At 67.3% G+C, this 15,694-nt stretch carries 15 protein-coding genes; 9 read left to right on the top strand and 6 right to left on the bottom strand.

Features of this window, described 5'->3' with window-relative positions:
• Positions 1-53: 53 nt before the first annotated feature.
• Positions 54-761 carry a squalene/phytoene synthase family protein gene (locus NMB40_RS11345; protein WP_494358450.1) on the top strand — a complete coding sequence of 236 codons (708 nt, stop codon included), beginning with the start codon at positions 54-56 and terminating at the stop codon, positions 759-761.
• Positions 762-839: 78 nt separating this feature from the next.
• Here NMB40_RS11345 and NMB40_RS11340 read toward each other — a convergent pair whose 3' ends face one another.
• The 3 genes from NMB40_RS11340 to yidD are packed head-to-tail and all read right to left on the bottom strand — an operon-like array spanning position 840 to position 3,287.
• The gene (locus tag NMB40_RS11340; protein ID WP_494358449.1) at positions 840-1,685 is read right to left on the bottom strand and encodes a M23 family metallopeptidase; all 846 of its coding nucleotides are present in this window, start codon (positions 1,683-1,685) and stop codon (positions 840-842) included.
• Positions 1,685-3,031, bottom strand: a complete 1,347-nt coding sequence (locus tag NMB40_RS11335; protein ID WP_494358448.1) for a dihydroorotase — start codon at positions 3,029-3,031, stop codon at positions 1,685-1,687. The genes NMB40_RS11340 and NMB40_RS11335 overlap by 1 nt, the downstream gene beginning before the upstream one ends.
• 1 nt (position 3,032) lies before the next feature.
• Positions 3,033-3,287 carry a membrane protein insertion efficiency factor YidD gene (gene yidD, locus NMB40_RS11330; RefSeq protein ID WP_184126588.1) on the bottom strand — a complete coding sequence of 85 codons (255 nt, stop codon included), beginning with the start codon at positions 3,285-3,287 and terminating at the stop codon, positions 3,033-3,035.
• 249 nt (positions 3,288-3,536) lie between these two features.
• Between yidD and dksA the strand changes: the two genes are divergently transcribed.
• Entirely contained in the window at positions 3,537-4,748 is a 1,212-nt protein-coding gene (dksA, locus tag NMB40_RS11325) for an RNA polymerase-binding protein DksA (RefSeq protein WP_494358447.1), read from the top strand.
• A gap of 508 nt (positions 4,749-5,256) precedes the next feature.
• Here dksA and NMB40_RS11320 read toward each other — a convergent pair.
• From NMB40_RS11320 to cysS, 3 genes are read right to left on the bottom strand one after another with little or no spacing between them, the layout of a single operon-like run.
• Positions 5,257-6,486, bottom strand: coding sequence for an MFS transporter (locus tag NMB40_RS11320; protein WP_494358446.1), 1,230 nt, complete (start codon positions 6,484-6,486; stop codon positions 5,257-5,259).
• The gene (locus tag NMB40_RS11315) at positions 6,483-6,926 is read right to left on the bottom strand and encodes a SufE family protein (protein ID WP_282246382.1); all 444 of its coding nucleotides are present in this window, start codon (positions 6,924-6,926) and stop codon (positions 6,483-6,485) included. The genes NMB40_RS11320 and NMB40_RS11315 overlap by 4 nt, the downstream gene beginning before the upstream one ends.
• A gap of 26 nt (positions 6,927-6,952) precedes the next feature.
• A complete protein-coding gene (gene cysS / locus NMB40_RS11310) occupies positions 6,953-8,323 on the bottom strand; it encodes a cysteine--tRNA ligase (protein ID WP_448143130.1) in 1,371 nt (456 codons plus the stop codon).
• Positions 8,324-8,531: 208 nt separating this feature from the next.
• Between cysS and NMB40_RS11305 the strand changes: the two genes are divergently transcribed.
• From NMB40_RS11305 to argC, 7 genes are all read left to right on the top strand, one after another.
• Entirely contained in the window at positions 8,532-9,092 is a 561-nt protein-coding gene (locus NMB40_RS11305) for a hypothetical protein (protein ID WP_184126593.1), read from the top strand.
• A gap of 278 nt (positions 9,093-9,370) precedes the next feature.
• On the top strand, positions 9,371-10,381 hold the full coding sequence (locus tag NMB40_RS11300) for an N-acetylornithine carbamoyltransferase (RefSeq protein WP_494358445.1): 1,011 nt from the start codon (positions 9,371-9,373) through the stop codon (positions 10,379-10,381).
• 52 nt (positions 10,382-10,433) lie between these two features.
• Positions 10,434-11,627, top strand: coding sequence for an argininosuccinate synthase (locus NMB40_RS11295; RefSeq protein WP_448143127.1), 1,194 nt, complete (start codon positions 10,434-10,436; stop codon positions 11,625-11,627).
• A 9-nt stretch (positions 11,628-11,636) separates the two neighbouring features.
• Positions 11,637-12,725, top strand: coding sequence for an acetylornithine deacetylase (locus tag NMB40_RS11290; RefSeq protein ID WP_494358444.1), 1,089 nt, complete (start codon positions 11,637-11,639; stop codon positions 12,723-12,725).
• A 73-nt stretch (positions 12,726-12,798) separates the two neighbouring features.
• A complete protein-coding gene (locus NMB40_RS11285) occupies positions 12,799-14,127 on the top strand; it encodes an acetylglutamate kinase (RefSeq protein ID WP_448143125.1) in 1,329 nt (442 codons plus the stop codon).
• Between the two features lie 5 nt (positions 14,128-14,132).
• Positions 14,133-14,732, top strand: coding sequence for a GNAT family N-acetyltransferase (locus NMB40_RS11280; RefSeq protein ID WP_494358443.1), 600 nt, complete (start codon positions 14,133-14,135; stop codon positions 14,730-14,732).
• A complete protein-coding gene (gene argC, locus NMB40_RS11275; protein WP_494358442.1) occupies positions 14,729-15,688 on the top strand; it encodes an N-acetyl-gamma-glutamyl-phosphate reductase in 960 nt (319 codons plus the stop codon). Before NMB40_RS11280 ends, argC begins: the two co-directional genes overlap by 4 nt.
• Positions 15,689-15,694 lie beyond the last annotated feature (6 nt).

The following is a 15,694-nucleotide window of genomic DNA, read 5'->3' as shown; positions in this document are numbered from 1 at the left end:
ACACTGGTAGGTATCGACCGTTGGTCGATACGCGCTCCACAAGGAATACCCTGATGACCACCTCCACCGCCCTAGACAGCTTCCTCGACAAATGGCGGACCCGCTGGCCGGAATGGCAGGTGGCCGAGCCGTTCATCGCCGAGTCCCAGCGCACCCTGGTGGTGGCGTGGTTCGCGCTGCTGCAGGAATTCGACGACATCCTCAACATCGCCGGCGACCCGATGCCCGCCGACGCCAAGTTGGCGTGGTGGGGCGAAGAGCTGCGCAGCTGGGCCGCGCAGCGTTCGCGGCATCCGCTGGGGCGGGTGCTCGAGCCGGTGCGCGCACCGTGGGGCGAACTGGCGGCCGCATTGCCAGACCTGATCGAAGCACGCGCCGTCCCGGTCGACCCGGCGCAGGCGCTGCGCGCCTTGCAGGCCTACGGCGCCGCCGTGGCCGCGGTGGAAGCGGTGATGTTCGCCACCCCGGCGCGCGGCGACGTGGCCACCCCGGTGGTGCTGCAGGCCCTGGCCCAGCGCCTGCATGAAGCCGGCGTGGCGGCGGTGCCGCGTTCGCTGCTGGCCCAGGCCGATGGCGATGCCGCGCAGCGCTGGGCACAGCAGCTGGTGCGCCAGTGGCCGGCCCGCGTCGCCGGCCCCCGTCCGCGCCGCCTGTACGCCTCTTTGGCGCGCGCGCGTCAACAGGCGTGGTCGCAGGGCCGCGAGCTCAAGGCCACCCCGGTACGCACCCTGCTGCGCACCTGGTGGGCTGCCCGGGGGTAAACGGGCAAGTGCTGACCAACGGTCGGCACCTACCAAGCCCGCCCCATCGGTAGGTACCGACCGTTGGTCGGTACGCGTTCACCGGTTGCGTTCGAGCACCAACAACGGGTCGATGCGGGTATCGATCCAGTTCATGCCCCAGTGCAGGTGCGGGCCGGTCGCACGGCCGGTCGCGCCGACTGCGGCAATCACCTGGCCCTGTTCCACCCGGTCGCCAACCTTCACGTCGATCCGCGACAGGTGCAGGAAATTCGAACTGATCCCGAAGCCGTGATCCAGCAGCAGCGTGCCGCCGGTCAGGTACAGATCCGGCCCGGCAAACGTGACAACACCGCCCGCCGGCGCCTTCACCGGGGTGCCGGTCGGCACCGCGATATCCATCCCCGAATGCCCCGAACCGGGCTGCCCGTTGTAGACCCGCGCATTGCCGAAGCGGCCGCTGATGCGGCCCTGCACCGGCCAGATGAAGGCCTGGGCGAAATCGACGCGGTTGTCATCGCGCGCCCGCGCCGCCGTCACCTGCGCCTGCTCGCGCTTGATCCGCTCGGCGATCGCCGGCGGCGGGTTCACGGTCTTCGGTGGCACGCCGTTGACACGCTCCACCGGCCAGTCACGCGGGGTCACCGCGATGCTCACCGTTTCGCTGCCGCCGTCGGGGCGCTGCACCTGTACCTGCAACGGGCCCTTCTCATCGCGGCCGATACCGAACACCACGCTGCCGTAACCGCTCACCCGCAGCGTGCGGCCGGCGTACTGCACCACGCTGCCGGTCGGTACCTTGCCGATCACCATCGCGCCCTGCGAGGCGCTGGCCGGAAACACCACGCGCGCGTCAGCCTGGGCCAGGGCGGGCGAGGGCAACAGGCCGATCGCGGCCACCGGGGCCAGGGCCAGCAGGCCCAGGACCAATACGGTTGCCCGCATCAGCGGTCGTAGCTCATGCGCTGGCCGTTCGGCGCACCCACCAGCTGGGTGCCGTCCCAGGCCAGCTGGCCGTTGACCCAGGTCGAGGCCACGCGCGAACGGAAGGTCATGCCTTCAAACGGCGACCACGCGCACTTGGACAGCACGTCTTCGCGCTTCACGGTGAACGGCACGTCCTCCACCAGCACCAGGTCGGCCCAGTAGCCTTCGCGGAGGTAGCCGCGTTGGCTCACATCAAACAGCTGCGCCGGTGCGTGCGCGAACTTCTGCACCACCTGGGTGATCTCAAGCTTGCCTTCGTGCACCAGCTCCAGCGCCGCCACCAATGCGTACTGCACCAGCGGCAGGCCCGACGGCGCCTGCGCATACGGCTTCTGCTTCTCTTCCCAGGTGTGCGGGGCGTGGTCGGTGGCCAGCACGTCGATCACGTTGTCGGCCACGGCCTGCGTCAGCGCCTCGCGGTCGCTCACTTCCTTGATCGCCGGGTTGCACTTGATCAGGTTGCCCAGCCGCGCGTAATCGGTGCGGTCAAAGCGCAGGAAGTGGATGCAGGTTTCGGCGGTGATCTGCTTGCGGCTGCCATCGGCGCGGATCAGCGGGCCCTTCTCGAACAGCTTCAGCTCATCGGCGGTGGAAATGTGCAGCACGTGCAGGCGGGTGCCATGCTTCTTCGCCAGCGCCACGGCCAGCTCCGACGACTTCAGGCAGGCCTCGCGCGAGCGGATGTCCGGGTGCTGCTCGGCGCTGAGCGCATCGCCGTACTTTTCGGCGTACTCCTTCGCCTTGATGTCGATCATCGGCGTGTCTTCGCAGTGCGTGATGATCGGCGTGGGGGCGTACTTGAAGATCGCGTCCAGCGTTTCCGGGTTGTCCACCAGCATGTTGCCGGTGGAGGCGCCCATGAACACCTTGATGCCCGGCGAGGTCTTCGGATCCACCACCTTGATGTCGGCCAGGTTGTCGTTGCTGGCGCCCATGTAGAAGCCGTAGTTGGCGCGCGCGCGACCGGCGGCACTGTCGTACTTGGCCTGCAGGGCGGCCGCGTTCAGCGTCGGCGGGTTGGTGTTGGGCATGTCCATGAAGCTGGTCAGGCCCCCGGCCACCGCAGCGGCCGATTCGGTGGCGATGTCGCCCTTGTGGGTCAGGCCGGGTTCGCGGAAGTGCACCTGGTCGTCGATCATCCCGGGCAGCAGCCAGCGGCCGGCGGCATCGACCACCGTATCGCCGTCCTGCGGCTGCAGGCCGGTGCCGATCTGCGCGATGCGGCCGTTGTCGATGCGCAGGTCGCCGTCGAAGATGCGGCCTTCGTTGACCATGCGGGCGTTGACGATGAGCGTGGAGGGCATTTCAGTGTTTTCCTGTGCAGCGGCAATCGGCATGGCCGGTGCGCGGCGGCACCTCGTCCACGCCACCGGGATGGAAGGGATGGCAGCGCCCCAGCCGGCGCGCGGCCAGCCAGCTGCCACGCGCGGGGCCGTGCGTGGCGATGGCCTGCATGGCGTATTCAGAACAGCTCGGCATGAACCGGCAGCGCGGCCCAAGCAGGGGGCTGATGAAGCGCTTGTAGAAGCGCAACAGGGCAATGAGCAGGTGGGAGATCACCCCCCAATCTTAGAGCAGTTGGCATGAAGGCCGCATTTGTCGCAGGATGGGGTGTTGGACCCGTCCGCGCTGGTGCGCGGCGGGGCCGCCCCGGCGCCATCGCCGGGTCAGGTTCCGAACTGCGCAGCTTGCTGCACCCCGCCGTGCTCCCCGGCTGAACGGAGTAGGCGGAGTGGTTGCTGCTGCTGGTCGGGTAGGCTATAAAGGCCCGCTTTCCCGGGCCCCGGGGAAACCAAGGAAGAGCGTTTCGTGGCTGCTAAAAAAACTGCAAAGAAGGCCGTCAAGGCCGCCAAGAAAACCGCCAAGCCTGTTGCTAAGAAGTTGGCGGCTAAAACCGTTGCCAGGAAACCGGCTGCGAAGCCGGCGGGCAAGCCTGCATCCAAACAACCGGCGGCCAGGACGGCACCCGTGAAGAAGGCGGCGGCCAAGAAGGCGCCTGCCAAGAAGGCCGCAGTCGCCAAGGCTCCGGTGAAGAAGGCCGCTGCCAAGCCGGCACCCAAGCCGGCCGCAAAGAAGGCCGTGGCCAAGAAGCCCGTCGCTAAAGCGCCGGTGAAAAAGGCCGCGCCCGCCAGCAAGCCCGTGGCCAAGAAATCCGTAACGCCGGCGGCCAAGACCGCGCCGGCGAAAAAAGCGGTTGCCAAGCCAGCACCGGCCAAGCCGGTAAAGGCCACCAAGCCGGCCAGCAAGCCGGTGGCAACCAAGCCGGCGGCCAAGCCGGTTGCAGCACCCGTAGTGAAGTCCGCACCGAAGCCGGCTCCGCCGGCTCCGGCCAAGTCTGTCCCGGCCAAGGCCGCGGCCAAGCCTGCTCCCGCTCCGGCCCCCGCGCCGAAGCCGGTGGCGGCAGCCCCCGCGCCGAAAGCCCCGCAAAACAAGAATCCCGTGCCCGTTTCGAAATCGCCTGCAAAAACTCCCGTGAAATCCGAATCCGCCCCCAAGCCCGTCTCGCGTCCGGTTGGCAAGGTCGCCGTTGCCGTGGCAGCGCGCTCGTCCGCCCCGGCCCCGCGCACCAAGGTCAAGGTGGTCGAATACAAGACCGACGAAGCCACGGGTCGTCCGATCCTGCCCGACGGCTACAAGCCGAGCGCGGAAGAGGAGTACATGAGCCCGCTGCAGCTGGAGTATTTCCGCCAGCGCCTGCAGCACTGGCGCAATGAACTGGTCGAGGAATCCAAGCAGACCATCGCCAACCTGCAGGAAGAAGTGCGTGACATCGGCGACGAAGCCGAGCGCGCCACCCGCGAGACCGAAAACTCGCTGGAACTGCGTACCCGCGACCGTTACCGCAAGCTGATCGGCAAGATCAACAGCACGCTCAAGCGCCTGGAAGACGGCGACTACGGCTTCTGCGTCGACACCGGCGAAGAAATCGGCCTGGACCGCCTCGAAGCGCGCCTGACCGCCGAACGCACCATCGACGCCCAGGAGCGTTGGGAGCACATGCAGAAGCAGCAGGGCGACTGATTTCCGGTTGTTGTTGATGCAATCAGAAAACCCGGCTTCGGCCGGGTTTTTTGTTGCCTGGCGATCGTTGCTGGCTTCACGGCTACGGCAGCGTCTTTGTTGCTGCGAGCTGGGAGGCCGACGGGCAGCCCCCTCCGGGACACGCCGTGAATCCATCCCTGGAGGCTTGTCAAAAACATCCATGTTTTTGACAGTCCCTACGGGGGCTACCCGCCGGCCTCCCCGACGGTGGGTCGTAGGCGGACGGAAAAAGCAGACACGCATGGCGTGTCCCTACGCGGTTACCGCCACTAACGCAGGAGAATGATCGGCGCTGCCGTTGATCTTCTCGTGGCCACCGATCCACCGTCGGAGGGTCGGCGGGGGCGGGGGTACGGGGGCTTTACGAAACATGGATGTTTCGTAAGAGGCCCCAGGGATGGGTTCACGGCGCCCCCCGTACCCCCGCCCCCGCCGGCCCTCTACACGTAGCTCAGCAGACGATGGCTGTTGCTGTTGCCGTTAGCCGTTACTGCAGATCGCGCAGATTCAACTGGCGCAGGGTGGGGTTCTTCCAGGCGGTGATACCGGCCACGCTCAACACCGCGAACCCGCCCAGCACCACCGCCGGCACCAGGCCCAGCAGCTTGGCCATCGTGCCCGCGTAGAACGCGCCCAGCTCGTTGGACGAACTGATGAAGATGCCGTTGATCGACGATACCCGCCCGCGCATTTCTTCCGGCGTGGCCAGCTGCAGGATGGTCGAACGGATCACCACCGACACCCCGTCGAAGGCCCCGTAGAACAGCAGGATCACCGCCGACAGCCAGAAGCTGTGGGAGAGCCCGAAGCCGATCACGCACAACCCGAACCCGGCCACCGCGAACAGCAGTACCCGGCCCGCATTGCGCTGCAGCGGCCGGCGCGCCAGCCACAGCCCCACGCACACCGAGCCCAATGCCGGTGCCGCGCGCAGGATGCCCAGGCCTTCCGGCCCGTGGTGAAGGATCTCGTGCAGGAACGCCGGCAGCATGGCCACCACCCCGCCCAGCAGCACCGAGAACATGTCCAGCGCCATCGCGCCCACCATGATCCGGTTGCCCAGCACGAAGCGGCCGCCCTCGGCGATGCTCTTGAAGATCGGCGCCGCCGGCCCGGTGTGCACCGGCTCGGACACCCTCAGCATGGCCAGGCAGCCCAGCGCGCCCAGCGCCGCCGCCACCGCCACCCCGTAGGACAGGCTCTTGCCGCCCCAGGCCACCAGCCCGCCACCCAGCGCCGGGCCCACCACCATGCCCGCCTGGAACACCACCGAACCCAGCCCCGCGCCCCGCGCGAACTGGTGGCGTTCCAGTACCCGCGCGAACAGCGCGTTGTAGATCGGCGACAGGAATGCCCGGACCATGCCCGTCATCGCCACCGCCGCATAGATCGGCCACACCCCGTGGAACGGCAGCCAGCCCTCGGCCACCGCCGTCAGCACCACCGCCGTCAGCACCAGCCCGCTGCACGCCACCATGCCCAGCCGGCGGCGCGGCAGGTGGTCCACCAGGTAGCCCGCGAACGGCGCCACGCAGAAGAACGGCAGCACCTCGGCCAGCCCGACCAGGCCCAGCGAGAACGGATTCCGGGTGACCTCGTAGATGTGCCAGCCCACCGTGACCGCCACGATCTGGTAGGACAGCATCGCCAGGATGCGGTACGCCAGCAGCAGCGAGAAACCCGGCCGCGCGAGCAGGCCCAGCGCGCTGTCCGTCACGACGCCGACTGCGCCTGCGCGGTCTCGCGGATGAAGGCCAGCATCGCCGCCACCCCGTTGCTGCGGGTCGGCGACAGGTGCCGCGACAGCCCGATGTCCTGGATGTAGGTCGGCTCGGTGGCCAGGATCTCGGCCGCCGAACGCCCCGAATACACCCGCAGCGCCAGGTAGATCAGGCCCGAGACGATCGCCGAATCACTGATCGCGTGGAAGCGCAGCGTATCGGCGTTGCCCTCCGGCACGATCCACACCATCGACTGGCAGCCCAGCAGGCGGTGCTCCTCGGTCTTCCACGCGTCCGGGAACACCGGCAGCTTGCGGCCCAGGTCGATCAGGTACTGGTAACGCTCGGACCAGTCGCCGAAGAAGGCGAATTCCTCGGCGATGGCGGCCTGCGCATCGGCAGCAGTGGGTTCAATCGGGAACGGGGAATCGATCACAGCACTCTCTATCAATTTCAATGGGTTCAACGCTTACGCGACCAGCGCACGCCCTGCGCGGTGTCTTCCAGCACGATGCCCTCGGCGGCCAGCTGGTCGCGGATCGCATCGGAACGGGCGAAATCGCGGGCCTGCTTGGCCGCCGCGCGCTCGTCGATCAGCGCCTGGATCCGCGCATCATCGTCGGCATCACCGCCGCTGGTGCCGAACCACGCGGCCGGCTCCTGCTGCAGCAACCCCAGCGCCAGGCCGGCGCCCAGCAGGGCCGACTTCCAGCCGGCCTTGTCGGCCGGTTCGGCGCGGCGTGCTTCCGCACCCAGCCGGGCCAGCTCGGCCAGCGCCTGCGGGGTGTTCAGGTCATCGTCCAGCGCCGCCTCGATCTCGGCCGGGATGGCCGGGGTCGCGGCCACGTCGGCCAGGTCGCGCAGGGTGCCGTACAGGCGGTCCAGGGTGCGCACCGACTGCTCGATCAGCGCATCGGACCAGTCCAGCGGCTGCCGGTAGTGGGCCGATAGCAGGGCCAGCCGCAGCGCCTCCGGGGCGTGCTGGCGGACCAGGTCGTGGACCCGCTCGATGTTGCCGATCGACTTGCTCATCTTGGCGCCGCCGAAGTTGAGCATGCCGTTGTGCAGCCAGAACCGGGCGAAGGTCTGCCCGCCGTGGGCGCACTCGCTCTGCGCGATCTCGTTTTCGTGGTGCGGGAACTGCAGGTCCACGCCACCGGCGTGGATGTCGATGGTCGGGCCCAGGTGCGCGGCGGCCATCGCCGAGCACTCGATGTGCCAGCCCGGGCGGCCCCGGCCCCACGGCGATTCCCAGCCGGGCAGGTCGTCGCTGGAGGGCTTCCACAGCACGAAGTCGCCCGGGTCGCGCTTGTACGGGGCCACGTCCACCCGGGCTCCGGCCAGCATCTCGTCCGGGTCGCGGCGCGAGAGCTTGCCGTAGTCGGCGTAGGAGGGCACCGAGAACAGCACGTGGCCTTCGGCCGCGTAGGCGTGGCCGGCGGTGATCAGCTGCTCGATCATCGTGATGATGTGCGGGATGTGCGCGGTGGCTTCCGGCTCGATGTCCGGCGGCACCACGCCCAGCGCGGCCATGTCTTCACGGTAGGCCGCGGCGAAGCGGTCGGTGATGGCCGAGATCGGCACCCCCTGCTCGCGCGCGGCCGTATTGATCTTGTCGTCCACGTCGGTGATGTTGCGGGCGTAGCGCAGCCCGCCGAAGCGGCGCCGCAGCAGGTCGGCCAGCACCCCGAACACCACCGGGCCACGGGCATTGCCGATATGGACGTAGTTGTAGACCGTGGGGCCGCACACATACAGGGTCGGACAGGTCGGATCGAGCGGGGTGAACGGTTCGAGCTGGCGTGTCAGGTTGTTGTGCAGGCGCAGGGTCATGGGGGCGTAGGGCCGGGCGGAGTAGGGGCAAGCCCTCGATTTTAGATCACATCGGCCTCCAGCGCCGGCCCCGGGACCCGCCCGGTTGCCCCCGGATTTCGCAAACGACACGGTCCGGTATGGGCAGATGCGTCGCGGAAGGGTAATGTTCAGCCCCTTGTGCCGCGCACTGCCTAAACTATCCGCCTTGTCCTCTTTCCTGTTGCCAATGAAATCCGCTTCGTTGCTGACGCTGACCTGCCTGCTGGGGAGCGCCGCCTTCATGGCGTGTGCCCAGGACGCCGAGGTCCGTAACCGGGTGGTGATCGTGGAGAACGTGAAGTTCGACTACGCGCAGGTGCTCAACGTGGAACCGGTGTTCCAGACCCTGCGTGCCACCCGCACCGAAGAACACTGCGAACCGGTCTCCACCCGCACCCTGGCCCCGGTCAACGTCACCGGCGAAGAGCCGCAGGAAGAGAAGGGCCGGTTCGGCCGCTTCATGGATTCGGTGCGCTCCATCTTCAAGCGTGAAGACGGCAGCACCGAGGACATGGCCCCCGTCGTGGAGGCCCCGGCCGCCAACAACGGCCCGCTGCTGACCCGCGATTGCCGCATCATCCCGGTCGGCCGGGAGTTCCGCCGCCCCATCGCCTACGACGTGGACTACGTCTACAAGGGCACCAAGTACCGCTCGCGCCTGCCCGAAGACCCGGGCAACCGGCTCAAGATCCGCGTCTCCATCACCCCGTGGGTGGGCGCCGAACAGGGCAGCGCCGCAAATCCCTGAACCGTCGGTTCAGGCCTTGCGCCGTGCCCCCTCACATGTAAAGATGGGCGGCCATGAAACTCACCGACTTCCAGCACGACACCAGCGCCGCCCGGATGGCTACGGGCATGACGTCGCGTGCCCGCCGACCGGAACCCCACATTTTCGCTGGGTAACCGGAGCTTCGTGCTGTCTGTTCGGAAAACCCAGCCCCCGCGCTGGGTTTTTTCGTTTCTACGATTTGAAAAGTTGCATTTGTACCCTTTCTTCCATTGAAACCCGCCTCAAAGGATCGATCGATGTCCCTGAAGCACTTCCTGAACACCCAGGACTGGAGCCGTACCGAGCTGGATGCCCTGCTGACCCAGGCCGCGCTGTTCAAGCGCAACAAGCTGGGCGACGAGCTCAAGGGCAAGTCGATTGCCCTGGTGTTCTTCAACCCGTCCATGCGCACCCGCACCAGCTTCGAGCTGGGTGCCTTCCAGCTGGGTGGGCACGCGATCGTGCTGCAGCCGGGCAAGGATGCATGGCCGATCGAGTTCAACCTCGGCACCGTGATGGATGGCGACACCGAAGAGCACATCGCCGAAGTGGCCCGGGTGCTGGGGCGCTACGTCGACCTCATCGGCGTGCGTGCGTTCCCGAAGTTCATCGACTGGGCGCAGGACCGTGAGGACATCGTGCTCAAGGCGTTCGCCAAGTACTCGCCGGTGCCGGTGATCAACATGGAAACCATCACCCACCCGTGCCAGGAACTGGCCCACGTGATGGCGCTGCAGGAACATTTCGGCACCCAGGACCTGCGCGGCAAGAAGTACGTGCTGACCTGGACCTACCACCCCAAGCCGCTCAACACCGCCGTGGCCAACTCGGCCCTGACCATCGCCACCCGCATGGGCATGGACGTGACCCTGCTGTGCCCGACCGCCGATTACATCCTCGATGACCGCTACATGGGCTGGGCCGAGAATAACGTGGCCGAGAACGGCGGTTCGCTGAAGATCAGCCACGACATCGCCAGCGCCTACAGCGGCGCCGACGTGGTGTACGCCAAGAGCTGGGGCGCGCTGCCGTTCTTCGGCAACTGGGAACCGGAAAAGCCCATCCGCGACCAGTACAAGCACTTCATCGTCGACGAAGCCAAGATGGCCATGACCAACAACGGTGTGTTCAGCCACTGCCTGCCGCTGCGCCGCAACGTCAAGGCCACCGACGGCGTGATGGATTCGGCGCAGTGCATCGCCATCAACGAAGCCGAAAACCGCCTGCACGTGCAGAAGGCCATCATGTCGGCGTTGGCCGGCCGGTAATCGCGCGTATCACCCCATTTTTCATATCACCCCCACTTCGGACCCGACCCCCATGAGCAAGAAAGACATCGTCCTGGCCTTCTCCGGCGGACTCGACACCAGCTTCTGCGTGCCCTACCTGCAGGAGCGCGGCTACAACGTGCACACCGTGTTCGCCGACACCGGCGGCGTGGATGACGAAGAGCGTGATTTCATCGAAAAGCGCGCCGCCGAACTGGGCGTGACCAGCCACGTCACCGTCGACGGTGGCCCGGCCATCTGGAGTGGTTTCGTCAAGCCGTTCGTGTGGGCCGGCGAAGGCTACCAGGGCCAGTACCCGCTGCTGGTGTCCGACCGTTACCTGATCGTCGATGCCGCGCTCAAGCGCGCCGCCGAACTGGGCACCAACATCATTGCCCACGGCTGCACCGGCATGGGCAACGACCAGGTCCGCTTCGACCTGGCCGTGAAGGCACTGGGCGACTACCAGATCGTCGCGCCGATCCGCGAAATCCAGAAGGAACACACCCAGACCCGTGCCTACGAGCAGAAGTACCTGGAAGAGCGCGGCTTCGGCGTGCGCGCCAAGCAGCAGGCCTACACCATCAACGAGAACCTGCTCGGCCTGACCATGTCCGGCGGCGAGATCGACCGTTGGGAAGCCCCGGGCGAAGGCGCCCGCGGCTGGTGCGCACCGCGCAGCGAATGGCCGGAAGCCGCGCTGAACGTGACCCTGAAGTTCGTCGAAGGCGAAGCGGTTGAACTCAACGGCAAGGCGCTGCCGGGCGAGCAGATCCTGGCCCAGCTCAACAAGCTGTTCGCGCCGTACGGCGTGGGCCGTGGCGTGTACACCGGCGACACCGTGATCGGCCTGAAGGGCCGCATCGTGTTCGAAGCCCCGGGCCTGGTTTCGCTGCTGGCCGCGCACCGCGCGCTGGAAGATGCGGTGCTGACCAAGCAGCAGAACCGCTTCAAGCCGGACGTGGCGCGCAAGTGGGTGGAGCTGGTGTACGAAGGCTTCTACCACGACCCGCTCAAGACCGACATCGAAGCGTTCCTGAAGTCCTCGCAGGCCAAGGTAAACGGCGAAGTCGTGCTGGAAACCCGTGGCGGCCGCGTTGATGCGGTGGCGGTGAAGTCGCCGCACCTGCTCAACACCAAGGGCGCGACCTATGCGCAGTCGGCTGATTGGGGCGTGGAAGAGGCTGAGGGCTTCATCAAGCTCTTCGGCATGAGCTCGACCCTCTACGCGCAAGTCAACCGCTGAGGGCCGGGCATGTTGGAACAGACGCTCAACCACCTGCAGGCGCTGGTGTCCTTTGACACCCGCAACCCGCCGCGTGCGATCACCACCGGTGGCATCTTCGATTACCTGCGCGCGAACCTGCCCGGGTTCAACGTGGAGGTGATCGACCATGGCGATGGCGCGGTCAGCCTGTATGCGGTGCGTGGTACGCCGCGCTATCTGTTCAACGTGCACCTGGACACCGTGCCCGATTCCCCGCACTGGAGCGCCGACCCGCACGTAATGCGGCGTGCCGATGACCGGGTGATCGGGCTCGGCGTGTGCGACATCAAGGGCGCGGCCGCCGCGCTGGTGGCCGCGGCCAACGCCAGCAACGGCGATGCCGCGTTCCTGTTCTCCAGCGATGAAGAGGCGAACGATCCGCGCTGCATCGCCGCGTTCCTGGCCCGTGGCATTCCGTATGAAGCGGTGCTGGTGGCCGAACCGACCATGAGCGAAGCGGTGCTGGCGCACCGTGGCATCAGTTCGGTGCTGATGCACTTCGCCGGCCGGGCAGGGCATGCCTCGGGCAAGCAGGATGCGGCCGCCAGCGCATTGCACCAGGCCATGCGCTGGGGCAACCGCGCGCTGGACCATGTGGACTCGCTGGCGCATGCCCGCTTCGGCGGGCTGACCGGGCTGCGCTTCAACATCGGGCGCGTGGAAGGCGGCATCAAGGCCAACATGATCGCCCCGGCCGCCGAACTGCGCTTCGGTTTCCGCCCGCTGCCGTCGATGGATATCGACGCGCTGCTGGCCACCTTTGCCGGCTTCGCCGAACCGGACGCGGCGCTGTTCACCGAAACCTTCCGCGGACCCAGCCTGCCGGCCGGCGACATCGCCGAAGCGGAAAACCGCCGCCTGGCCGCGCGTGACGTGGCCGATGCGCTGGACCTGCCGATCGGCAATGCCGTGGACTTCTGGACCGAAGCCTCGCTGTTCTCCGCCGGTGGCTACACCACCCTGGTGTACGGCCCGGGCGACATCGCCCAGGCCCACACCGCCGACGAGTTCGTGACGCTGGAGCAGCTGCAGCGTTACACCGATGCCGTGCACCGCATCATCAGCGCCGGCGCCTGACCGAATGACGCCGTCGTGGCCCACCACTGACGGATCTCCCACCGCGGCTTCGGCCGCCCGTGACGATACTGAAATGCCTTCTTCCCTCCAGCCCCACCGCCAGACCCGCCAGACCATCGTGCGCCTGCTTTCCAGCATGGCCAGCGCGAAGGAGATCAGCCAGTACCTCAAGCGCTTTTCGCAGGTGGATGCCAAGCGCTTCGCCGTGGTCAAGGTCGGCGGCGCCGTGCTGCGCGATGACCTCGACGCGCTGACCTCCTCGCTGTCGTTCCTGCAGGAAGTCGGGCTCACCCCGATCGTGCTGCACGGCGCCGGCCCGCAGCTGGACGCGGAACTGTCGGCGGCCGGCATCGTCAAGCAGACCGTCAACGGCCTGCGCGTGACCTCGCCCGAAGGCCTGGCCATCGTGCGCCGGGTGTTCCAGGCGTCCAACCTGCAGCTGGTGGAAGCGCTGCAGCAGAACGGCGCGCGTGCCACCTCCATCACCGGGGGCGTGTTCGAAGCCGAATACCTGGACCAGGACACCTACGGTCTGGTCGGCGAAGTGAAGAAGGTCAACCTGGCCCCGATCGAAGCCAGCCTGCGCGCCGGCTCCATTCCGGTGATCACCAGCCTGGGCGAAACCCGCTGCGGCCAGATCCTCAACGTCAACGCCGATTTCGCCGCCAACGAACTGGTGCAGGAACTGCAGCCGTACAAGATCATCTTCCTCACCGGCACCGGCGGCCTGCTCGACGAAGAGGGCACGGTGATCGACTCGATCAACCTGTCCACCGAATACGACCAGCTCATGCAGCAGCCGTGGATCCACGGCGGCATGCGGGTCAAGATCGAACAGATCAAGGACCTGCTGGACCGGCTGCCGCTGGAGTCGTCGGTGTCCATCACCCGTCCGGCCGACCTGGCCAAGGAACTGTTCACCCACAAGGGCTCGGGCACGCTGGTGCGCAAGGGCGAAAAGGTGCTGCGCGCCACCGCCTGGAGCGAACTGGACCTGCCGCGCCTGAAGGGCCTGATCGAATCCAGCTTCGGCCGCACCCTGGTGCCGGACTACTTCGACAAGACCCGCCTGTTGCGCGCCTACGTCAGCGAGAACTACCGCGCCGCGGTGATCCTCACCGACGAAGCCGAAGGCGTGTACCTGGACAAGTTCGCCGTGCTCGATGACGCGCAGGGCGAAGGCCTGGGCCGTGCGGTGTGGAACGTCATGCTGGACGAAACCCCGCAGCTGTTCTGGCGCTCGCGCCACGGCAACCCGATCAATCATTTCTACTACGCCGAATCCGATGGCTGCTACAAGCAGGACCACTGGAAGGTGTTCTGGTTCGGTGCCGATGGCTTCGACCGCATCCGCACCTACGTGGACCATTGCGCCACGCGCACCCCGAGCCTGGAGGGCTGACCACGATGAATCATGCCGACTGGACCAAGGTCCCCACGCTGGACGGCCGGCATGCACGGCTGGAACCGCTGCAGATGGCGCATATCGACGGCCTGCGCGGCGCGCTGGGCGACGGTGCGCTGGCCGACCTGTGGTACGCGCACGTGCCCAGCGCCAAGACCATGACCGCCTACGTGCAGGCCGCGCTGCAGGACCAGGCCGCCGGCAAGGTGCTGCCGTTCGCGGTGCTGGATGCCGACGGCAACGTGGTCGGCAGCACCCGCTACTACGCACTGGAAGAAGACGTGCCGCGCCTGAGCATCGGCTACACCTGGTACGGCCCGCATGCGCAGCGCACCGGGGTGAACACCGAAGCCAAGCTGATGCTGCTCACCCACGCCTTCGAGCGTTTGGAGTGCATCAGCGTGGCGTTTGAAACCAGCGCGCACAACGCCGCCTCGCGCGCGGCGATCGCCCGCCTCGGGGCTACCCAGGAAGGCGTGCTGCGCAACCACAAGCGCCACCCCGACGGCAGCCCGCGCGACACGGTTGTCTTCTCCATCATCGATTCGGAATGGCAGGACGTGAAGCGCAGCCTGCAGGACCGCCTGGACGCACACGCATGAGCACTTCCAAGACAACCTTCACCGTTGGCATCGTCGGCGCCCGCGGGCATACCGGCGCCGAGCTGGTCAAGCTGATCGCCGCGCACCCGCAGCTGGCGCTGGGCTTCGTGTCCTCGCGCGAACTGGCCGGGCAGCGCGTGGCCGATACTTACCCGGAGATCGCCGGCGAGCTGGCCTTTGAAAACCTCGATGCCGACGCCGTGGCCGCCAAGGGCGTGGACGCGGTGATCCTGGCGCTGCCCAACAACCTGTCGGCCCCGTTCGTGACCGCGCTGGATGCCGCGCGCCCGGACACGGTGATCGTGGATCTCTCCGCCGACCACCGCTTCGAAGGCAGCTGGTACTACGGCCTGCCCGAACTGACCCGGGGCGATTACACCGGCCAGAAGCACATCAGCAACCCGGGCTGCTACGCCACCGCCATGCAGCTGGCGATCAGCCCGCTGCTGGACCAGCTGGCCGGTCCGCCGCAGTGCTTCGGCGTGTCCGGGTACTCCGGTGCCGGCACCAGCCCGTCGGACAAGAACAACCCCGAACTGCTGCGCGACAACCTCATGCCGTACGCGCTCACCAACCACGTGCACGAGCGCGAAGTCACCGCGCACCTGCGCGTGCCGGTGGAGTTCATGCCGCACGTGGCCCCGCATTTCCGTGGCATCACCATGACCGTGAACCTGTGGCTGCAGCAGCCGCTGGCCCGCGAGCAGATCGTGGACGCCTACCGCCGCTTCTACGCCGATGAGCCGTTGATCGAGATCCTCGACGAAGCCCCGTGGGTGAGCCGCATCGCCGGCCGCCATGGCGTGCAGATCGGCGGCTTCGACGTGGCCCCGGGCGGCAAGCGCGTGGTGGTCGTGGCGACCCTGGACAACCTGCTCAAGGGCGCGGCCACCCAGGCCATGCAGAACCTCAACCTGGCCCTGGGCCTGGATGAACTGACCTCGATTCCGCATTGATTGGAG

Source organism: Stenotrophomonas sp. FBCC-B152, assembly GCF_059134105.1.
Note: the sequence above shows the minus strand (reverse complement) of the source record. Positions and strands in the feature narration are given on the sequence as shown.

Bases quoted from the DNA above. Each gene is read 5' to 3' on its own strand.
- NMB40_RS11345 (WP_494358450.1), top strand. From the start codon at position 54: ATGACCACCTCCACCGCCCTAGACAGCTTCCTCGACAAATGGCGGACC.
- NMB40_RS11340 (WP_494358449.1), bottom strand. From the start codon at position 1,685: ATGCGGGCAACCGTATTGGTCCTGGGCCTGCTGGCCCTGGCCCCGGTG.
- NMB40_RS11335 (WP_494358448.1), bottom strand. From the start codon at position 3,031: ATGCCCTCCACGCTCATCGTCAACGCCCGCATGGTCAACGAAGGCCGC.
- cysS (WP_448143130.1), bottom strand. From the start codon at position 8,323: ATGACCCTGCGCCTGCACAACAACCTGACACGCCAGCTCGAACCGTTC.
- NMB40_RS11305 (WP_184126593.1), top strand. From the start codon at position 8,532: ATGAAATCCGCTTCGTTGCTGACGCTGACCTGCCTGCTGGGGAGCGCC.
- NMB40_RS11300 (WP_494358445.1), top strand. From the start codon at position 9,371: ATGTCCCTGAAGCACTTCCTGAACACCCAGGACTGGAGCCGTACCGAG.
- NMB40_RS11295 (WP_448143127.1), top strand. From the start codon at position 10,434: ATGAGCAAGAAAGACATCGTCCTGGCCTTCTCCGGCGGACTCGACACC.
- NMB40_RS11290 (WP_494358444.1), top strand. From the start codon at position 11,637: ATGTTGGAACAGACGCTCAACCACCTGCAGGCGCTGGTGTCCTTTGAC.
- NMB40_RS11285 (WP_448143125.1), top strand. From the start codon at position 12,799: ATGCCTTCTTCCCTCCAGCCCCACCGCCAGACCCGCCAGACCATCGTG.
- NMB40_RS11280 (WP_494358443.1), top strand. From the start codon at position 14,133: ATGAATCATGCCGACTGGACCAAGGTCCCCACGCTGGACGGCCGGCAT.
- argC (WP_494358442.1), top strand. From the start codon at position 14,729: ATGAGCACTTCCAAGACAACCTTCACCGTTGGCATCGTCGGCGCCCGC.